The sequence below is a fragment of the Streptomyces olivochromogenes genome (assembly GCF_001514115.1).
GTDB lineage: Bacteria > Actinomycetota > Actinomycetes > Streptomycetales > Streptomycetaceae > Streptomyces > Streptomyces olivochromogenes.
The window spans coordinates 112,212-129,311 of record NZ_KQ948470.1 but is presented as its reverse complement, the minus strand read 5'-3'; the positions used below and the strand labels follow the sequence as shown (position 1 = coordinate 129,311).

The 17,100-nt window shown below is 68.9% G+C and carries 15 protein-coding genes and 1 other RNA gene; 12 read left to right on the top strand and 4 right to left on the bottom strand.

Translation table 11 applies throughout. From position 1 onward, the window contains the following. Nucleotides 1-304 precede the first annotated feature (304 nt). Both prfB and AQJ27_RS39370 read left to right on the top strand, forming a co-directional pair. Nucleotides 305-1,411, top strand: a complete 1,107-nt coding sequence (prfB, locus tag AQJ27_RS39375; protein WP_054229629.1) for a peptide chain release factor 2 — start codon at nt 305-307, stop codon at nt 1,409-1,411. Nucleotides 1,412-1,723: 312 nt separating this feature from the next. Then, nucleotides 1,724-2,344 (top strand): LPXTG cell wall anchor domain-containing protein, encoded by a 621-nt coding sequence (locus AQJ27_RS39370; protein ID WP_067379916.1) that lies wholly within the window; start codon nt 1,724-1,726, stop codon nt 2,342-2,344. Nucleotides 2,345-2,543: 199 nt separating this feature from the next. Here the strand turns inward: AQJ27_RS39370 and AQJ27_RS39365 are convergent, their stop codons facing one another. Next, the gene (locus AQJ27_RS39365; RefSeq protein ID WP_067379913.1) at nt 2,544-2,735 is read right to left on the bottom strand and encodes a hypothetical protein; all 192 of its coding nucleotides are present in this window, start codon (nt 2,733-2,735) and stop codon (nt 2,544-2,546) included. A 380-nt stretch (nt 2,736-3,115) separates the two neighbouring features. Here AQJ27_RS39365 and ftsE point away from each other — a divergent pair, with 380 nt between their 5' ends. From ftsE to AQJ27_RS39315, 10 genes are all read left to right on the top strand, one after another. After that, the gene (ftsE, locus tag AQJ27_RS39360) at nt 3,116-3,805 is read left to right on the top strand and encodes a cell division ATP-binding protein FtsE (protein ID WP_067379910.1); all 690 of its coding nucleotides are present in this window, start codon (nt 3,116-3,118) and stop codon (nt 3,803-3,805) included. A gap of 31 nt (nt 3,806-3,836) precedes the next feature. Then, on the top strand, nt 3,837-4,754 hold the full coding sequence (gene ftsX, locus AQJ27_RS39355) for a permease-like cell division protein FtsX (RefSeq protein WP_067379909.1): 918 nt from the start codon (nt 3,837-3,839) through the stop codon (nt 4,752-4,754). A 67-nt stretch (nt 4,755-4,821) separates the two neighbouring features. Beyond that, nucleotides 4,822-5,988, top strand: coding sequence for a S41 family peptidase (locus AQJ27_RS39350; protein WP_079065577.1), 1,167 nt, complete (start codon nt 4,822-4,824; stop codon nt 5,986-5,988). Between the two features lie 69 nt (nt 5,989-6,057). After that, a complete protein-coding gene (smpB, locus tag AQJ27_RS39345) occupies nt 6,058-6,600 on the top strand; it encodes an SsrA-binding protein SmpB (protein WP_067379905.1) in 543 nt (180 codons plus the stop codon). Nucleotides 6,601-6,705: 105 nt separating this feature from the next. Further along, nucleotides 6,706-7,093: a transfer-messenger RNA gene (ssrA, locus tag AQJ27_RS39340) on the top strand. A gap of 133 nt (nt 7,094-7,226) precedes the next feature. Continuing rightward, complete coding sequence (locus AQJ27_RS39335) at nt 7,227-7,610, top strand: hypothetical protein (RefSeq protein ID WP_067379904.1); 384 nt, start codon at nt 7,227-7,229, stop codon at nt 7,608-7,610. Between the two features lie 112 nt (nt 7,611-7,722). After that, entirely contained in the window at nt 7,723-8,289 is a 567-nt protein-coding gene (locus AQJ27_RS39330; protein WP_067380057.1) for a hypothetical protein, read from the top strand. A gap of 17 nt (nt 8,290-8,306) precedes the next feature. Further along, a complete protein-coding gene (locus AQJ27_RS39325) occupies nt 8,307-8,543 on the top strand; it encodes a Scr1 family TA system antitoxin-like transcriptional regulator (RefSeq protein ID WP_067379903.1) in 237 nt (78 codons plus the stop codon). A gap of 80 nt (nt 8,544-8,623) precedes the next feature. Then, nucleotides 8,624-9,361: a hypothetical protein gene (locus AQJ27_RS39320; protein WP_067379901.1), complete on the top strand. Its 738-nt coding sequence runs from the start codon at nt 8,624-8,626 to the stop codon at nt 9,359-9,361. 75 nt (nt 9,362-9,436) lie between these two features. Beyond that, nucleotides 9,437-10,840: a hypothetical protein gene (locus tag AQJ27_RS39315; RefSeq protein WP_067379899.1), complete on the top strand. Its 1,404-nt coding sequence runs from the start codon at nt 9,437-9,439 to the stop codon at nt 10,838-10,840. Between the two features lie 6 nt (nt 10,841-10,846). Here AQJ27_RS39315 and AQJ27_RS39310 read toward each other — a convergent pair whose 3' ends face one another. Genes AQJ27_RS39310 through yicI form a run of 3 tightly spaced genes read right to left on the bottom strand, consistent with a single transcriptional unit; the run spans nt 10,847 to nt 17,096 of the window. Next, on the bottom strand, nt 10,847-13,789 hold the full coding sequence (locus AQJ27_RS39310; protein ID WP_079065576.1) for a glycoside hydrolase family 3 protein: 2,943 nt from the start codon (nt 13,787-13,789) through the stop codon (nt 10,847-10,849). Between the two features lie 11 nt (nt 13,790-13,800). Continuing rightward, nucleotides 13,801-14,814 (bottom strand): LacI family DNA-binding transcriptional regulator, encoded by a 1,014-nt coding sequence (locus AQJ27_RS39305; protein WP_067379896.1) that lies wholly within the window; start codon nt 14,812-14,814, stop codon nt 13,801-13,803. After that, nucleotides 14,814-17,096: an alpha-xylosidase gene (gene yicI, locus AQJ27_RS39300; RefSeq protein ID WP_067380052.1), complete on the bottom strand. Its 2,283-nt coding sequence runs from the start codon at nt 17,094-17,096 to the stop codon at nt 14,814-14,816. The genes AQJ27_RS39305 and yicI overlap by 1 nt, the downstream gene beginning before the upstream one ends. Between the last annotated feature and the right edge of the window lie 4 nt (nt 17,097-17,100).

Here is a 17,100-nt window from a genome sequence, read left to right as displayed (position 1 = left end):
TTGTTCGGCTGCGGGCCGGTGGGGGCTGGTCGCGCAGTTCCTCGCGCCCCTGGGGGCCGGGGCTTCGCCCCTGGCCTCCGGGCTGGGGGTTGTTCGGCTGCGGGTGGGTGGGGGTTGAGCGCGCAGTTCCTCGCGCCCCTGGGGGCTGGGGCTTAGCCCCTGGCCCGCCGGCCGGGAGCTGTTCGGCTGCGGGCCGGTGGGGGCTGGTCGCGCAGTTCCCCGCGCCCCTGGCCCCCGGTGGGGCCTGTGTCGTCCCCGTCGGACGAGGGCGAGCCTCGCTTGCGGCAGCCGTTACGCTGGAGGCGTGGCAGTCGTCGATGTATCCGAAGAGCTCAAGTCCCTCTCCTCGACCATGGAGTCGATCGAGGCCGTCCTGGACCTCGACAAGCTGAGGGCAGATGTCGCCGTGCTCGAGGAGCAGGCGGCCGCGCCGTCCCTGTGGGACGACCCGGACGAGGCGCAGAAGATCACCAGCAAGCTGAGCCACCTCCAGGCGGAGGTCAGGAAGGCCGAGGCGCTGCGCGGGCGTATCGACGATCTGAGCGTGCTCTTCGAGATGGCCGAGGAGGAGGACGACCCGGACACCCGTGCCGAGGCCGAGTCCGAGCTCGTCGCCGTCAAGAAGGCGCTGGACGAGATGGAAGTGCGGACGCTGCTCTCCGGGGAGTACGACTCCCGTGAGGCCGTCGTCACCATCCGTGCGGAGGCCGGCGGCGTCGACGCCTCCGACTTCGCCGAGAAGCTCCAGCGCATGTACCTGCGCTGGGCCGAGCGCCACGGGTACAAGACCGAGCTCTACGAGACCTCGTACGCGGAAGAGGCGGGCATCAAGTCCACCACCTTCGCCGTCCACGTCCCGTACGCGTACGGAACGCTCTCCGTGGAGCAGGGCACCCACCGCCTCGTGCGCATCTCGCCGTTCGACAACCAGGGGCGCCGCCAGACGTCCTTCGCGGGTGTCGAGATCCTGCCCGTCGTCGAGCAGACCGATCACATCGAGATCGACGAGTCCGAGCTGCGCGTCGACGTGTACCGGTCCTCCGGCCCCGGCGGCCAGGGCGTGAACACCACCGACTCCGCGGTGCGCCTCACCCACCTCCCCACCGGAATCGTCGTCTCCTGCCAGAACGAGCGGTCGCAGATCCAGAACAAGGCGAGCGCGATGAACGTGCTCCAGGCCAAGCTGCTCGAGCGGCGCCGCCAGGAGGAGCAGGCCAAGATGAACGCCCTGAAGGGCGACGGCGGCAACTCCTGGGGAAACCAGATGCGTTCGTACGTCCTGCACCCCTACCAGATGGTCAAGGACCTGCGGACCGAGTTCGAAGTCGGTAACCCCGAGGCCGTTTTCGGCGGGGAGATCGACGGGTTCATCGAGGCCGGAATTCGCTGGCGCAAGCAGCAGGAGAAGTAGTTCGAGGTATCAACATCACCTAGATGCCTCTTTGTCGACAAGGCAACTGCCGCCCATCGGGCGGCAGTTGCCTTTTGTGTGGGGGAATTCTGGGTTTTACGTCACAGTCACATGTCCGCACGGCAGGCAAATGTCACTGATCCGGACATCGCGTACGCAACGACCTTGACGTTGCTGTGAAAACTGGGAATGGTGACGCGTGGCATGCGTATCTCCGGGGCGCATGTGAACCGGGGGCTGAGCGAGCCACCTGTGACGCCGTGGCCCCGGGCGCTGCTCCATTGACGATCAGCTACTGGGGGTAGCAAGCAGATGACCAAGAAGACGCGGATCCGCGTGGCACGCATAGCAGCCGGTGTGGTGATCGCCGCCGGTGCTTCGCTGACTGCCGCGGGTGCCGCCTCGGCTCTCGACATCAACGTGGGTGTCACGGTCGACGGAGACCCGAGCGCCACCCCGACCGTTACGGGCATTCCCACCGACCCGCCCTCCACCCCGACCGACCCGACGACGGAGCCGGGCACGCCCACGCCCCCGGAGACGCCCACCATCCCGGCCACGCCGACCGGCCCGGCCACGCCCACCACCACGCCGCCGACGGACGAGCCCACCGACCCCACCGAGGACCCCACCGAGCCCTCCGACCCGACGGACACCCCGACGGACGGTTCCGGCACCGGCACCGGTGGCAATGACAGCAACCCCGACGGCGGCTCCAAGCCCGTCGAGCAGGGCAAGGGTTCCTCCGGCCTGACCGACACCGGCGCGAACACCTCGTCCGACACCTCCGCCCAGGGCAAGAAGGGGCAGCTGGCCGAGACGGGTGCCGCCGAGACCACGTTCCTGCTGATCGGTGCCGCCACGATGATCGCGGGCGGTATCGGCTTCCGTCTGCTGCCACGCCTCGCGAGCGGCCGCGGCGCCGCTGCCTGACGCAGCTGAGCGCAGCACAAGAGGGGCCCGGAGCAGCTTGCTCCGGGCCCCTCTCGCGTCAAGCGCATCAGCGATGCTCGGGATGGTTCACAGGGTGACCGACCGTCTCGGACAGTGGTCATCATGATGAACACCGTGGTGACCATCATGATGACCACCTGAGATGGTGACTGAGGTCACACCGCTGTTCTCAAGAGACTCATACTGTCTGGTGCGCCAGCAGCGCCACCGCCGCGATCAGCACGGCGAGCAGCGTGATCAGCGCCATCGGGTTCAGTCCCGCGAAGGGGCTCTCCTGCTGCAGCCGCTCCCGGTTCGCGCGGCAGACCGGGCAGCGGCCCTCGCTGACGGGCGCCGCGCAGTTCGCGCACACCAATCGGTCGTACGTCATGCGCTTGCCCTCCTTGCGCCGTCCTCCGCCGTTTACATAACGCTGCGGGGAACGCAACCGTTCCCCTTCCACTGTGCCAGGTTCCGCGGGAAACGGCGCGGCTCGCCTTATCCTGCCCTGTGCTCCGCGGGTTAGGCGGGGAAACGGACGCTTCCGGAGGGTGGGCGGGGTCGGGGTCGCGGCTGCCGGCCGGTGAGGGCCGGGCGCGCAGTTCCCCGCACCCCTACACGGCGCCCGTACAAAGGCCCGTACAAAAGGGCCCCGCCAAAGACCTGTACAAAAACGCACAAGCCCCGCACAACCCTGACCGGCGACTGCGCTCGTGCACCCGGTTCGCGTATGGTCACGCTCACCTACCCCCGGCGACCCGTGGTGCATCCGTGATCCGATTCGACAGTGTCTCCAAGGTCTACCCCAAGCAGACCCGCCCCGCTCTCAGGGATGTCACCCTGGAGGTCGAGCGTGGTGAGTTCGTGTTCCTCGTGGGGTCCTCCGGCTCCGGAAAGTCCACCTTCCTGCGGCTGATCCTCCGCGAGGAGCGGACCAGCCAAGGCCAGGTGCACGTTCTGGGCAAGGACCTCGCGCGTCTCTCCAACTGGAAGGTGCCGCAGATGCGCCGCCAGCTGGGGACCGTGTTCCAGGACTTCCGCCTGCTGCCGAACAAGACGGTCTCCGAGAACGTCGCCTTCGCGCAGGAGGTCATCGGCAAGTCCCGCGGCGAGATCCGCAAGTCCGTGCCCCAGGTGCTCGACCTCGTCGGGCTCGGCGGCAAGGAGGACCGGATGCCCGGCGAGCTGTCCGGTGGTGAGCAGCAGCGCGTGGCCATCGCGAGAGCCTTCGTGAACCGGCCCAAGCTCCTCATCGCGGACGAGCCGACCGGCAACCTCGACCCCCAGACCTCCGTCGGCATCATGAAGCTGCTCGACCGCATCAACCGGACGGGCACCACCGTGCTGATGGCGACGCACGACCAGAACATCGTGGACCAGATGCGCAAGCGCGTCATCGAGCTGGAGCAGGGCCGCCTCGTCCGCGACCAGGCGCGCGGCGTCTACGGCTACCAGCACTGACAACGGTCCACGGAAAGGCTTAGCAGACGCCATGCGCGCCCAGTTCGTTCTGTCGGAGATCGGTGTCGGTCTCCGTCGCAATCTGACGATGACCTTCGCGGTCGTCGTCTCGGTCGCCCTCTCCCTCGCCCTGTTCGGCGGTTCGCTGCTGATGAGCGATCAGGTGAGCACCATGAAGGGCTACTGGTACGACAAGGTCAACGTCTCGATCTTCCTCTGCAACAAGAGTGACGCGGAGTCCGACCCCAAGTGCGCCAAGGGGGCCGTGACCGCCGAGCAGAAGGACCAGATCAAGAGTGACTTGGGCAAGATGGCCGTCGTCGAGAAGGTCTCGTACGAGTCGTCGGACCAGGCGTACAAGCACTACAAGGAGCAGTTCGGCGACTCCCCGCTGGCCAGCTCCCTCACGCCGGACCAGATGCAGGAGTCGTACCGCATCAAGCTGAAGGACCCGCAGAAGTACCAGGTCATCGCGACCGCCTTCGACGGCCGTGCCGGCGTGCAGTCCGTGCAGGACCAGAAGGGCATCCTGGACAACCTCTTCGGGCTGCTCAACGGCATGAACTGGGCCGCGCGCGCGGTGATGGCGATGATGCTCGTCGTCGCCCTGATGCTGATCGTCAACACGGTGCGCGTCTCGGCGTTCAGCCGGCGCAGGGAAACCGGCATCATGCGGCTCGTGGGCGCCTCCGGGTTCTACATCCAGGCGCCGTTCATCATGGAGGCCGCGGTCGCCGGACTGATCGGCGGAGGTGTCGCCTGCGGATTCCTGTTGGTCGCGCGGTACTTCATCATCGATCACGGCCTCGCGCTGTCCCAGAAGCTGAATCTGATCAACTTCATCGGCTGGGACGCCGTGCTCACCAAGCTGCCGCTCATCCTCGCGACGAGTCTGCTGATGCCTGCGCTTGCGGCGTTTTTCGCGTTGCGCAAGTACCTGAAGGTGTGACGCATGCCAAGGGGGCCGTACTGCCAACCGGCGGTACGGCCCCTTGCGTTGTCCTAGACTCACCGCCATGTCAGGCCGAGACCTGTTTTGTCAGCCCCGCCGCGCAGGCCGCGGGGCCGCCCTGACATTGCTTTTCGCGAGTGTCCTCGTCGCGGGGGCCGCGACCGGGTCCTTCGGTGATCCCGACCGGAAATCCCCGTCTCCTTCGGCGCGTTCGACCCCGGCGGCGCACCGCGAGACGGTCACCGACGCCGCCGCCGAGGCGATGGCCGACGGCAAGTCACCCATGGAGGCCGCCGAGCGGGCCGTCAGCCGCAGCGGGGACCGCTGGGGCGCCGTCTACTCCCAGGGCGAGTACGAGGAGTTCGAGGAGGCCCTCGACGGTCAGTACACGGGCGTGGGGCTGTGGGCCCGGCGCGAGAGTGACGGCCGGATCGAGGTGACCCGGGTGCAGAGCGGGTCGCCCGCGGCCGCCGCCGGGATCCGCACGGGCGACCGGCTGCGCAGCGTCGACGGCGAGAAGGTGGACGGCCGGCCGGTCACCGAGGTCGTCTCGTTACTGCGCGGGGACGCGGACGACGCCGCCGCCGGAACGAAGGTCTCCCTCGGCCTGGAGCGCGGCACACGCGCGTGGAGCGAGACGCTGCGCCGGGCGAGGCTGTCCACGGACTCCGTGACCGTCCGAAAGCTCCCCGGCGGCGTCAGCGTGATCAAGGTCGCGGCCTTCACCAAGGGCGTCGGTGACGCCGTACGGACCGCCGTCGAGCAGACCCCCGACCACGCCGGGATCGTCCTCGACCTGCGCGGCAACTCCGGTGGACTGGTCACCGAGGCCGTCACCGCCGCCTCCGCCTTCCTCGACGGCGGCCTCGTCGCCACCTACGACGTCAACGGCGCGCAGCGCTCCCTGCACGCCGATCCCGGCGGCGACACCACCAGACCCCTGGTCGCGCTCGTCGACGGCGGCACGATGAGCGCGGCCGAACTGCTCACCGGGGCCCTCCAGGACCGCGGCCGTGCGGTCGTCGTGGGCTCCAGGACCTTCGGCAAGGGCTCGATCCAGATGCCGAGCCGGCTGCCCGACGGCTCCGTCGCCGAGCTGACCGTCGGCCACTACCGCACCCCCGCCGGGCACACCGTCGACGGGCGGGGCATCACCCCCGACCTGGAGGTGGACGCGGAGGCCCTGGAGCGGGCGGAGACCGTACTCAGCGGTCTCGGCGACCCGTCGTAGCCACCGGCTCGGCGCTCTGGTAATCGGCTTTCCCCCACACCCCCCTGTAGTGCGAAAATGGTCAGCACTATGAGTAAGGGAATGTACGTACCGAAGGAGTCCCAGCCCAAGCAGGGCGGAGGGGCCGCGAAGGCCAAGGACGGCAAGCGCAAGATCGTCGCGCAGAACAAGAAGGCACGCCACGACTACGCGATCATCGACACCTACGAGGCCGGGCTCGTCCTGACCGGCACCGAGGTGAAGTCGCTGCGCCAGGGACGCGCCTCGCTGACCGACGGCTTCGTCCAGATCGACGGGAACGAGGCGTGGCTGCACAACGCCCACATTCCCGAGTACACCCAGGGCACCTGGACCAACCACACGGTGCGCCGCAAGCGCAAGCTGCTCCTGCACCGCGAGGAGATCGACAAGCTGGCGTCGAAGTCGGAGGAGACGGGTCACACGATCGTGCCCCTCGCCCTGTACTTCAAGGACGGCCGTGCCAAGGCCGAGATCGCGCTCGCCCGCGGTAAGAAGGAGTACGACAAGCGGCAGACCCTGCGTGAGAAGCAGGACCGCCGGGAGTCGGACCGCGCGATCGCGGCGGCCAAGCGGAAGCAGCGGGGCGAGTAGCCACGGGGAATACGGTGGCATCGACGTGCGTTGGTCACGTACGATGGCATCTGCACCCCACAGCGGGTGCGCAACCCTCTTCGGAGGGGCTTGAAAAAACAACATGGGGATGATCGGTTTCGACAGCGGCTGTCGAAGCAGGGGAAGCGTGTCGAGGAAGCGACAATGATCTCGTTAACCATATGTCGCAACCAATAATCGCCAATTCCAAGAGCGATTCCCAGTCCTTCGCCCTCGCTGCCTAATAACAGCGACTGAAGGACCCTAAAAGGGTGTCAGCCCGGGGGTGTTCCCGACCCGGACCCTGGCATAATCTAGGGAACTAAACCATCGAGCCCGGTCACGGGGTTCGATGGGAAATCAAACAGTGACTGGGCCCGTCGGCGACTTGTTCGCGTGATCACCGGGGCCGAGAAAATCGCAGCGAACTGCACACGGAGAAGCCCTGATTCTGCACCGGTGGACGCGGGTTCGATTCCCGCCATCTCCACGATCAGGAGGTCCTCCCGGACCTCCACATCCCATGTGGGCAAAGGCCTCGTCGCTTTCGAGCGGCGGGGCCCTTGTCATGCCCGGTGTGTCATGCTCCGTGGCCGACGGCCGCTCGCTGCAAAGGCAAGGAAGCGATGACCAAGCTCGTGTCGTTCCCCTCCGGAGGGGCAGGAGAAGACCTCGACTGGTTCGCCACCGCGGCCCTCTTCGACGATGTAGCCGCCTTCATTCTCCGGCATGTGACGGACGAGTACGCAAAGCGTGGTGTCACTGCAGGTGCCGCATCGGGTTACGTGTTCATCGGTGACCTTCCCGAACCTGATCAGATGAACGTTCTGACCGCGCTGCGTGACGAATTCCCCGACCATGTGGATTCCGTGATCTATCCACCGGACGTGACCTCCAGAATGGAAGACGCGGAGATCTTCGTCGCGCGCGCCAAGTCGCTCGCGCACATGGCAAGCGAAAGCATCGCCCTGCGCGACGCTTCCGGAGCCATACCGGAAGGGAAGGGGTGAAGGGGTGCGCCGACTGACCGGTCGCCGCTGGACTCTGGCATCCGGCCGAGGACCTTGGGTCCGAAGGATCCCTCGGCGCTTCACCGAGTTCGATTTCGGTGCCTCGTGGGTGATGAGCTTCTTCCACCAGGACGGGACCCATGACGGGGACACGGCCGCCGACATCGTCGCGAAACACCTCTTGGAATCGGCCGACGAACTGGCACTGACAGTCCGCCGCGACGCCCGGACACTCCTCGACAACCTCCCTTCAGAGACGCTCGAGGTGCTGTGGACGGCCGGAGCGCAGTACATGGCGAGCTTCGAGGGGACCTCGGGAGCGGAGTGGACGCGGACGGTCATCGGCCTGTGTGATGCCCGGCTGGCCGCGAAGGCGGGCGTACGCCCGCTTGCCGGGGCCGACGTGGAGGACGGCTGGGGGTGTCGGGACGCCGTCATCGCTGAGATCGAGCGGGCGGAGTTCCTGGCCGTCGAGGTGCGCGAGGCGCTCGTCGACTGCGCTCGCCAATGCACTCCGGACCTGGCGTTCCGGGTGCTGCTCAGCACCATAGTCAACGACGCCTCTGATCGGTCATTGTCTCCGGAGCAGTACGCGAGGATGGAGACCATCGGATCGGCCCTCTTCTACGGCGAGTTCGTGGTGGACTCCGTCGAGTTCCTGGTCGACAGGCCGCTCTGACGCACCGCACCAAGACGGTGTTCGGCTTCGTCGTTCACGAGGCCGCGCTGCGCACGAAGGTGGGTGGACGGGAGGGCATGCGGCAACAACTGCTCCATCTGCCGGAGATCGGCGGGCTGCGCAACGTGTCCCTCCAGGTGCTGCCCTCCGGGAAGTGCGGTGGCCTCGCGCAGGTGCATGGCATGATCCGCATGCAGGCCTTCGGAGTTGAGGAGTCGGCAGCGTTCATCAGGAAGGTGGCAGAGGAGCCATGAGCGAACCGTTGGCATGGTTCGAGTCCAGCTATGCGTACGCCGCCCGCGAGGCCTGAGGCGGAGCGGCCGGTGACGGCGGCATGAGTACCGGTCACGAACCGCGTCACCTCCTCGTCCGTGCCCTCGGCGCTCCGTCCCCGCTGTACGGGACGGACGCGGGCCCCCTCGCGGAGGTCGCCGACTTCACACAGAGCGTGCCGGTCGATTCACTCGGACTGCCCGACGAGTCGGCTCGCGAGCTGCTGTCCTGGTCACAGACGCGCCCACCCGGCGGGTTCACCGCACGCCCGGCCTTGCGGAAGCACGTCGAACGGGGACTGGAGGCCGCTCAGGCGGTGGCGAGGCATCTGGGGCCCGCATGGGTGGTGCGGTACTGGGACGAGCGGCAGGACAGGGCGAAGTTCGTGTGCTGGGGATGCGGACGTCTGGACTGGGCCCTTGAGGAGCACGGCGAGCCCCCGCACCCGCTCCACATCGTGGTCGAAGGCGAGTTCAAGTGGTACCCGCTCCGCGCGGAGGGGTTCGGGGACTTCGCGCCGGACGGTCCCGTCGGCAGTCTCCATCTGTCCGAGGAACTGGTGGCCGATCTGTACGCGTGGGCGAAGAACATCGACACCACGGTGAACCTGGACCTGCGGGACCGGAAGGACGGTAAGTACGACGACGAGTGGGAGCGGCTGTTCCACGCGGGGACGGAGCTGGCGAGACGCGTCGCGCACGAGCTCGGCCCTGCCCGGAAGGTGACCTACAAAGGTCTGGCGAACGGTGGTCCGGACGCCATGACGTCAGTCACCTGGCAGGGCGACCGGGACGTGTGAAAGTCCGCTGAACACGGCCGGTGAAGTGCGGTTCGTGTGCGACGTGAGAGACCTGAACGGCTGGAGGGGACGACCGTGACGGGACGGCAGGAGCCGTACTACGTGGAATACGACGCGGACTTCGGACTCAGTGGGCTGGCCGAGGCGTTCACGCTCTCACCCGCCCCGGAGGACACCGGCGCGGCACTCGGGCTCGTCACGGCGAAGCTCGATGCGTATGACCGTGAGTGTCCCGTGGGCAGCGTCGACCATCTCAGCGCGGACGAGCGGAGCATCCTCGGCTATGACACCAGCCACGACGACTGGGGGTACGCCGAGGAGCTGCGCGAGGACGTGCGCGGGCTCGTCGAGTCCCCGCTGGCGGACGAGGCGATCCGGGCCGTGTGGCGAGCGGCCGCCGGGGGCGGGTGGGATCCCGCGGCGCACGGCATGAGCGCCCGTGACTGGCTGCGGCGCATCGACGAGACCTGCGCCGCACGCCCGCCCCGGAAGATTCCCGGGCGGCGCCCGGCACCTTCCTCGTGGTGGGGCGCCTGGCGGCCGGCGGCCGACGAGGTGCGTGACGACGTCGTCGCGGAGATCGCGGAGATCGCGAAGATGCGGTCCTGTCGCGAGCGGTCGGCCGGTCCCCTCCCTTCCCCCGACACCCTGTCGGCCCTCGAAGAGGTGGCCGCCCACGTGGATCCCGATCTCGGCTTCCGGCTCTTCCTCCGCGCGCTGAAGGCGCACTCCGTGCGGATAGAAAAGGCGCGGTACGACCGGCTCCAAGCGCTCGGTGAGAGGTTCGGCCACCCCGCCGCGCTCATCGACTCCGGTCTCGACATCGCGTGGCCGCCCATCGACACCGCCCGCCGCGACGCCACCTGGGACTTCGGGTTCTCCCGCCTCGCCGGGCAGGCCCATCAGGACTGGCGTGAAAGCCGGGAGGAGCTCCGGAAGGCAGCCGCGGGCGACGACATCGGGCAGACCCCGGGCTCCGGGGCGGCCGTCCTCCTGGAGGACGCGCTCCGGCTGCTGCGGTCCGCACTGCCCGACGCCGCGGTCACCGCCCTGTGGGCCGGGGCCTCGGACAGGCCGGGGAGTACCGACGGCCGGGACTGGCTTCGGCTGATCGCGGACGTGTGCCGGGAGCGGCTGAGGGAGGCCGCCCCCGCGTTCACACCCGTTGTGGCGCCCGCCCGCAGCGAACTCGCCGACCCGGTGCTGCGGGAAGTACGGGAGACGGCGCCCGCGGTGGCGGACAAGGTCGTCAGCCCCCACTGGCATCCTGTTCCCGCCACGGACGTCATGGACGCGCTGGAACACGTGGTCACCCGGATCGATCCCGATCTCGGGTTCCGCTTGTTCCTCCGCGTCCTGAGCACGCTGTCCGTGCCCCTCACACAGGAGCGGTACGACCGGTACAAGGCGATCGGCGAGCGCTTCGGGTACGGCGAGTACCACGTCTCCGACGTGGAGTTCCTGATCGAGGCCGGCTGACCCGCCTCAGCGCAGGGTGAACGTGGACAGTCGCACACCCCCGCTCAGCACCAGGTACACGCCCGTACGGCCCTTCGCCGCGCCGGTGAGGGCGGCGGTCACCGTCGTGTAGTCGTACGGGGATGCCGTGCCGCCCGTACGAGCGGTGCCGACGAGCGGGCCGGTCGGCGAGCCCAGCCGGACCTCGACCGTGCCCGACGAACCGGCGACGCGTGCGCTGAACTTGGAGGCACCGGAGCCCAGTTCGGTGTCCGCGAACTTCAGCCAGGCTCCGTCGGCCGTCGCGCCCACCGCCGTCCCGCGCGCCTTCTTCTCGTCGACCAGACGGACGGAACCGGGTGAGTAGTCGTCGAAGTTCTCCGCCCGGGTCACCTTCGTGAGATCCCGGGGCGGGATCGTCTCGCCCCGTACCGTCCATGACGTCCGGGAGCGGATGTCGGAGGACGAGGCGCCGACCAGGACGTCGTACGTGCCGCTCTCCACCACCCACTTCGAGCGGGTGACGTCCCAGTGCGCGAGGTCCGACGGTCGTACCTTCAGTCGGACCGTCTTCGTCTCGCCCGGCTTCAGGGACACCCTCGTGTACGCCTTCAGCTGCTTCAGGGGCTGCTTGTCCCTCGATGCCCGCTGGTGGGTGTAGAGCTGGACGACCTCGTCGCCCGCCCGCTTGCCCGTGTTCGTGACCGCCACCTCGTAGCCGCCGTCCACCCTCTTCGGCGCGCCGTAGCGGAACGTCGTGTACGACAGGCCGTAGCCGAAGGGGTACAGCGGCCGCCCCTTGAAGTACTGGTAGGTGCGGTCGGACTTGATGATGTCGTAGTCGAGGATCGAGGGGAGGTCCGATGCCGACCGGTACCAGGTCTGGGTGAGGCGGCCCGCCGGGTTCGTGTCGCCGTAGAGGACGTCGGCGAGCGCGTTGCCCGTCTCCTGGCCCGCGTGGGTGGTCCACAGGAGGGCCGGGACCTCCTTCTGGAGGGTGCCGAGGGTGGTCGGGTAGCTGTTCTCCACGATCACGACCGTCTTCGGATTGGCCGCGCGCACCGCTTTGACCAGGGCCTCCTGTGCCGGGGCCAGGCCCATGTCCGTACGGTCGTGGGCCTCGCGGCCGTTGATCGCGGGCATCGAGCCGACCACGACCACCGCCGTGTCCTTGCCCCGCACCGCGGCCACCGCCTCGCCCACGCCGCTGCGGACGACGTCCTTGGAGTAGTGGGCCGCCCCCGACTTCTCGACCAGGCCCAGGGTGCCGTCGGGGCCCGTCGGGCCGAGGTAGACGGGGTTCGACCACCAGGACTCGGTGGTCTCGTATCCGGCGTACCGGAGCAGGTACGTCCCGTCGTCCTGCTGCTCCAGCTCGAACTGCTGCTGGACGTACCAACCGTTGGGCTGGACCTGGTCGTTGACGAAGTTCGACCAGTTGTAGCCGACGTACTTGCCGTTGGCGGCCGAGCGCAGGGTCACGATGCCGGAGCCCCAGTCGAACGCGTCGAACTGGGCCGCCACCCCTGTCTCGGTGCTCTCCTTCAGGGCCCCACCGGCCTGAGACGCGCCCGCCGTCACGTACTTCCCCGTCGCCGTGTCCTTCAGCGCGATGCGGTCGACGCCCTCGCTGCTTCCCACCGAGGCGCCCAGCTTCGCGGCGATGCCGTCGGCAGGTGTGACCGCGTACGGCAGTGTGCCGGAGTACCAGTCCGTGTAGAGGGTGTCGGCGAGCGGGCCGACCACGGTCACGTTCTTCGCCGAGGTCTTCAGGGGCAGTACGCCGTCCTTGTTCTTGAGCAGGACCGCGCTCTCCGCCGCCGCCTCGCGGGCCAGCTTCTGGTGGGCCGGGCTGTTGATGACCGACTGGTCGATCGAGCCGTACGTGCCGCCGTTCGGGTCGAACTCGCCGAGCCGGACGCGGACGGCGAGGATGTGGGAGACGGCCGTGTCGACGTCCGACTCCTTCAACAGGCCCGTGGCCAGGGCGGACTTGACGGCCGTGGTCGTCGGGGCCGAGTCGCCGTTGTTGTCCGTGAAGCTGTCGATGCCCGCCTTGAGCGCCGCCGCGTCGCCCTCGGCGAGGGTGGGGTAGTACTGCTGGTCTCCGGTGAGATTGCCCGGAGCGAAGGCGTCGGTGACGTTCAGGAGATCTCGGGAGGTCCACGTCCGTACGACGTCGTCCAGGTCCGGGTTCACCGTGTCGGGGCGGCCGTTGACCAGGTTGTACGACGCCATCACGCCCGTCGTCGCGTCCGCTTCCACCGCCGGTCTGAACGCCGCCTCGTCGTACTCGTGCTGGACGCGCGGGCGCAGGTCCGAGGACGTGGTCGTGCGGTTCACCTCGTTGTTGTTGGCGAGGTAGTGCTTGAGGGTGGGGGCCGTCTTGAGGTGGTCGGGGTCGCCGCCGGTCAGACCCTCGCCGTACGCCGTGGAGATCGAACCGGTCAGGTACGGGTCCTCGGAGTAGCCCTCCTCGTTGCGTCCCCAGCGCGGGTCGCGCAGCAGGTTGACCACGGGCGCCCACAGGTTGAGGCCCCAGCCGTCGGGGCGTTCCTGCTGGAAGCCGCGCGCCTCGTCGCCGACCGCCGAGCCGACCTGCTGGATCAGCGCCGGGTCCCAGGTGGAGGCGAGTCCGATCGCCTGCGGGAAGACGGTCGCCCTGCCGAGCCAGGCGACGCCGTGCAGGGCCTCGGTGCCGGTGCGGAAGGACTGGATGCCGAGGCGGGGGATCGCGGGCTCGTACTGGTGGAGGAGGGAGATCTTCTCGTCGAGCGTCAGCCTCCCGAGCAGGTCGTTCACGCGTTCGGTGACGGGGAGGCGGGGGTTGCGGAAGGCGTACGCGGGGTCGTCCGCCCCCGCGGGAACGACGGCTGTCAGACCGGCGGTCAGCGCCAGCGCCAGGATGAGGGAGGCCCGCTGTCTTCTCCTGCTTCCTCTGCTTCTCTTGCTTCTCTTGCCTTTCCTCATGTCACGGCTCCTCAAGGGGTGAGCGTGCGCGGTGCGGTACTCGCCCGTTCCGTCAGCCGGGGTGCGAGGAGCGTGGCCTCGGGTACGTCGGTGCCGCCCAGCTTCTTCATCAGCAGTTCCACCGCCCGCGCGCCCACCTCGGTGGACGGGATGGCGACGGAGGTGACGGGGACGCGGACGTTCTCGGCGAGCTCGTCCGGGCAGATCGCGGTGACGGACAGGTCGACGGGGACGCGCAGACCGAGCTGCCCGAAGGCGTCGATCAGCGGTTCCAGGACCGGTTCGTTGTGCACGACGACGCCGGTGAGCGCCGGCTGTTCGCGCAGGAGCTGTTCGGCGACCCGGCGGGCGGCGGCGGGCGAGGCCTCGCAGGGGTGGACGGAGGACGCCAGCCCGCCCCGGTCGGCGGCGGCGGTGAAGCCCTCCACCACGCGCTGGGCGAACGCCGTCCCCCGTACGTACACCTCGGGCGGTGACCCGACCAGCGCCACGACCCGGTGCCCGAGCCTCGCCAGCCGCTCGACGCACAGCTCGCCCGCCGCCTTGAAGTCCAGGTCGATGCAGGTCAGCCCGGCGGGCCCGGCAGGGAACCCGATGAGGACCGAGGGGCGGTCCAGGGCGCGCAGCAGCGGCAGCCTGGGGTCGTGCAGCTGGACGTCCATCACGATCAGCGCGTCCACCAGCGCGGTGTCCGCGACCCGCCGCAGCCCCTCCTCGCCCTCCTCCTGCGTCAGCAGCAGGACGTCGTGATCGTGCCGGCGCGCCGCCGTCACCACCGACACCGCGAACTGCATCACCACCGGCACATGGATGCCCGCCCGCAGCGGCACCACCAGCGCCAGGACGTTGGACCGGCTGCTGGCCAGCGCCCGTGCCCCCGCGTGCGGGCGGTAGCCGAGTTCGCGGATGCTGGCCTCGATGCGCTGCCGGGTCTCCTCGGAGATGGGGCGCTTGCCGCTGAGGGCGTAGGAGACGGTGCTGGGGGAGACCCCGGCGTGCCGCGCCACATCGGTGATCTTCACCATCAGGCCGGCTCCACCGTGAGGAACCCGGTCCCCGCCTGTGCCTGCGCGGTCCGCTCCCCGGAGGCCAGCCCCCAGGGTGTCGAGGGATCACTGCAGGACGCCCGGAGCGTGTCTCCTTCCCGTACGACGGTGAAGGTCACGTCGCCGACCGGCACGGTCACCTGGGCGCCCCGCTCCAGGCCGTACGCCCTGAGCGTGACCCCGTCGGCGTGGACGTAGTCGGGCCGGTCGTCCACCGCGCCCACCGGGATCACCGCGCCCGGCCGCACCAGCAGCGGCACGCTTGTGAAGCCGTGCCGCTCGCGCACCCAGCGCGGACCGGTCACCGTGCGCCCCGTGAGGAAGTGGGTCCAGGTGCCGTCCGGGACGTAGTAGGAGACGTCTCCCTCGTCGCTGAAGACGGGTGCGACCAGCAGGTCCGGGCCGAGCATGTACTGCCGTTCCAGGTGCGCGCACCCCGGGTCGTCGGGGAACTCGAGGACCATCGCCCGCATCATCGGCACGCCCTCCGCGTGGGCGGCGCGGGCGGCCTCGTACAGATAGGGCATGAGGGCGAGCTTCAGCCGGGTGAACAGCCGCAGCACGTCCACGGCCTCCTCGTCGAACAGCCACGGCACCCGGTAGGAGGACGAGCCGTGCAGCCGGCTGTGGGAGGAGAGGAGCCCGAAGGCGATCCACCGTTTGAAGAGGGCCGGTGTCGGTGTTCCCTCGAAGCCGCCGATGTCGTGGCTCCAGAACCCGAACCCCGACATGCCGAGGCTCAGCCCGCCGCGCAGCGACTCGGCCATCGACGCGTACGTCGCCTCGCAGTCGCCTCCCCAGTGCACCGGGAACTGCTGGCTGCCGGCGGTCGCCGAGCGCGCGAAGACGACGGCCTCCGCCTCGCCCCGGTGCTTGCGCAGCACCTCGAAGACGGTGCGGTTGTAGAGGTAGGTGTAGTAGTTGTGCATGCGTTCCGGGTCGGCGCCGTCGGCGTACGCCACGTCGACCGGGACCCGCTCGCCGAAGTCGGTCTTGAAGCAGTCGACGCCCTGGTCGAGCAGCGCCTCCAGCTTCGAGGCGTACCAGTCACGGGCGGCCGGGCTGGTGAAGTCGACCAGCGCCATGCCCGGCTGCCACAGGTCCCACTGCCACACACTGCCGTCGGGCTTCCTGAGCAGATGGCCCAGGGCCTTGCCCTCCGCGAAGAGCGGGGAGCGCTGCGCGATGTACGGGTTGATCCACACGCAGATGCGCAGGCCCTTGTCCTTCAGCCGGGTCAGCATGCCTTCCGGATCGGGGAACACGCGCGGGTCCCACCGGAAGTCGCACCAGTTGAACTCGCGCATCCAGAAGCAGTCGAAGTGGAAGACGGAGAGGGGGAGTTCGCGCTCCCGCATGCCGTCGATGAAGGAGGTGACGGTGGCCTCGTCGTAGGAGGTGGTGAAGGACGTCGACAGCCACAGGCCGAAGGACCAGGCGGGCGGGAGGGCCGGGCGTCCGGTGAGCTGGGTGTACTTGCGCAGGATGTCCTTCGGGGTCGGCCCGTAGATCACGTAGTACGTCAACTGCTGTGTCTCGGCGCTGAACTGGACCCGGGAGACCGCTTCCGAGGCGACCTCGAAGGAGACACGGCCCGGGTGGTCGACGAAGACCCCGTAGCCCGCGTCCGTCAGATAGAAGGGGACGTTCTTGTAGGCCTGTTCCGTCGCCGTACCGCCGTCGGCGTTCCACATGTCCACGACCTGGCCGTTCTTGACGAGCGGGCCGAAGCGCTCGCCGAGGCCGTAGACCTGGGTGCCGACCCCGAGGTTCAGCTGCTCGCGCAGATAGTGGGCGCCGGCCGCGTCCCGCATGATGCCCATGCCCTTGGGGCCGCTGGTGGTGAGGACGCGGCCGTGGGCGAGGAAGTCGACATGCCAGGGGGTGGTGCGGGCGACCCGCACGGACAGGGCGCCCGCGGTGAGGGTCGCGTGCTCGTCGTCGTGCTCCACGGTGGGGGTGCTGTGCTTTTCCGGGGGGTATCCAGCGGACCCCCCGACGCTCCGGTGGAGCTCGAAGCGGGGGCCGCGCGGTTCCTCGCCCTGGAAGTGCGTGAACGTGACGCCGATGACGTCCGGCATCGGCGCGTGCGCGCTGATCGTCACGACCGGTCCCTTCAGCAGGTCGCCGCGGTGGCGGATGGGCTGGGTCGGCGCGTGGATGTCGAGGGTTCCGTCGGACGCGCTGACGTCGAGGACCTCGACCGGGTGGGCCGCGCTGACGCCCTCGCGCAGCAGCCAGTAGCCGTCGGTGAACTTCACGCCC

Excerpts from the sequence above, each read along its gene's own strand:
- AQJ27_RS39370 (WP_067379916.1), top strand. The coding sequence starts at position 1,724 with ATGACCAAGAAGACGCGGATCCGCGTGGCACGCATAGCAGCCGGTGTG.
- AQJ27_RS39365 (WP_067379913.1), bottom strand. The coding sequence starts at position 2,735 with ATGACGTACGACCGATTGGTGTGCGCGAACTGCGCGGCGCCCGTCAGC.
- ftsX (WP_067379909.1), top strand. The coding sequence starts at position 3,837 with ATGCGCGCCCAGTTCGTTCTGTCGGAGATCGGTGTCGGTCTCCGTCGC.
- AQJ27_RS39350 (WP_079065577.1), top strand. The coding sequence starts at position 4,822 with ATGTCAGGCCGAGACCTGTTTTGTCAGCCCCGCCGCGCAGGCCGCGGG.
- smpB (WP_067379905.1), top strand. The coding sequence starts at position 6,058 with ATGAGTAAGGGAATGTACGTACCGAAGGAGTCCCAGCCCAAGCAGGGC.
- AQJ27_RS39335 (WP_067379904.1), top strand. The coding sequence starts at position 7,227 with ATGACCAAGCTCGTGTCGTTCCCCTCCGGAGGGGCAGGAGAAGACCTC.
- AQJ27_RS39330 (WP_067380057.1), top strand. The coding sequence starts at position 7,723 with ATGAGCTTCTTCCACCAGGACGGGACCCATGACGGGGACACGGCCGCC.
- AQJ27_RS39320 (WP_067379901.1), top strand. The coding sequence starts at position 8,624 with ATGAGTACCGGTCACGAACCGCGTCACCTCCTCGTCCGTGCCCTCGGC.
- AQJ27_RS39310 (WP_079065576.1), bottom strand. The coding sequence starts at position 13,789 with ATGAGGAAAGGCAAGAGAAGCAAGAGAAGCAGAGGAAGCAGGAGAAGA.
- AQJ27_RS39305 (WP_067379896.1), bottom strand. The coding sequence starts at position 14,814 with ATGGTGAAGATCACCGATGTGGCGCGGCACGCCGGGGTCTCCCCCAGC.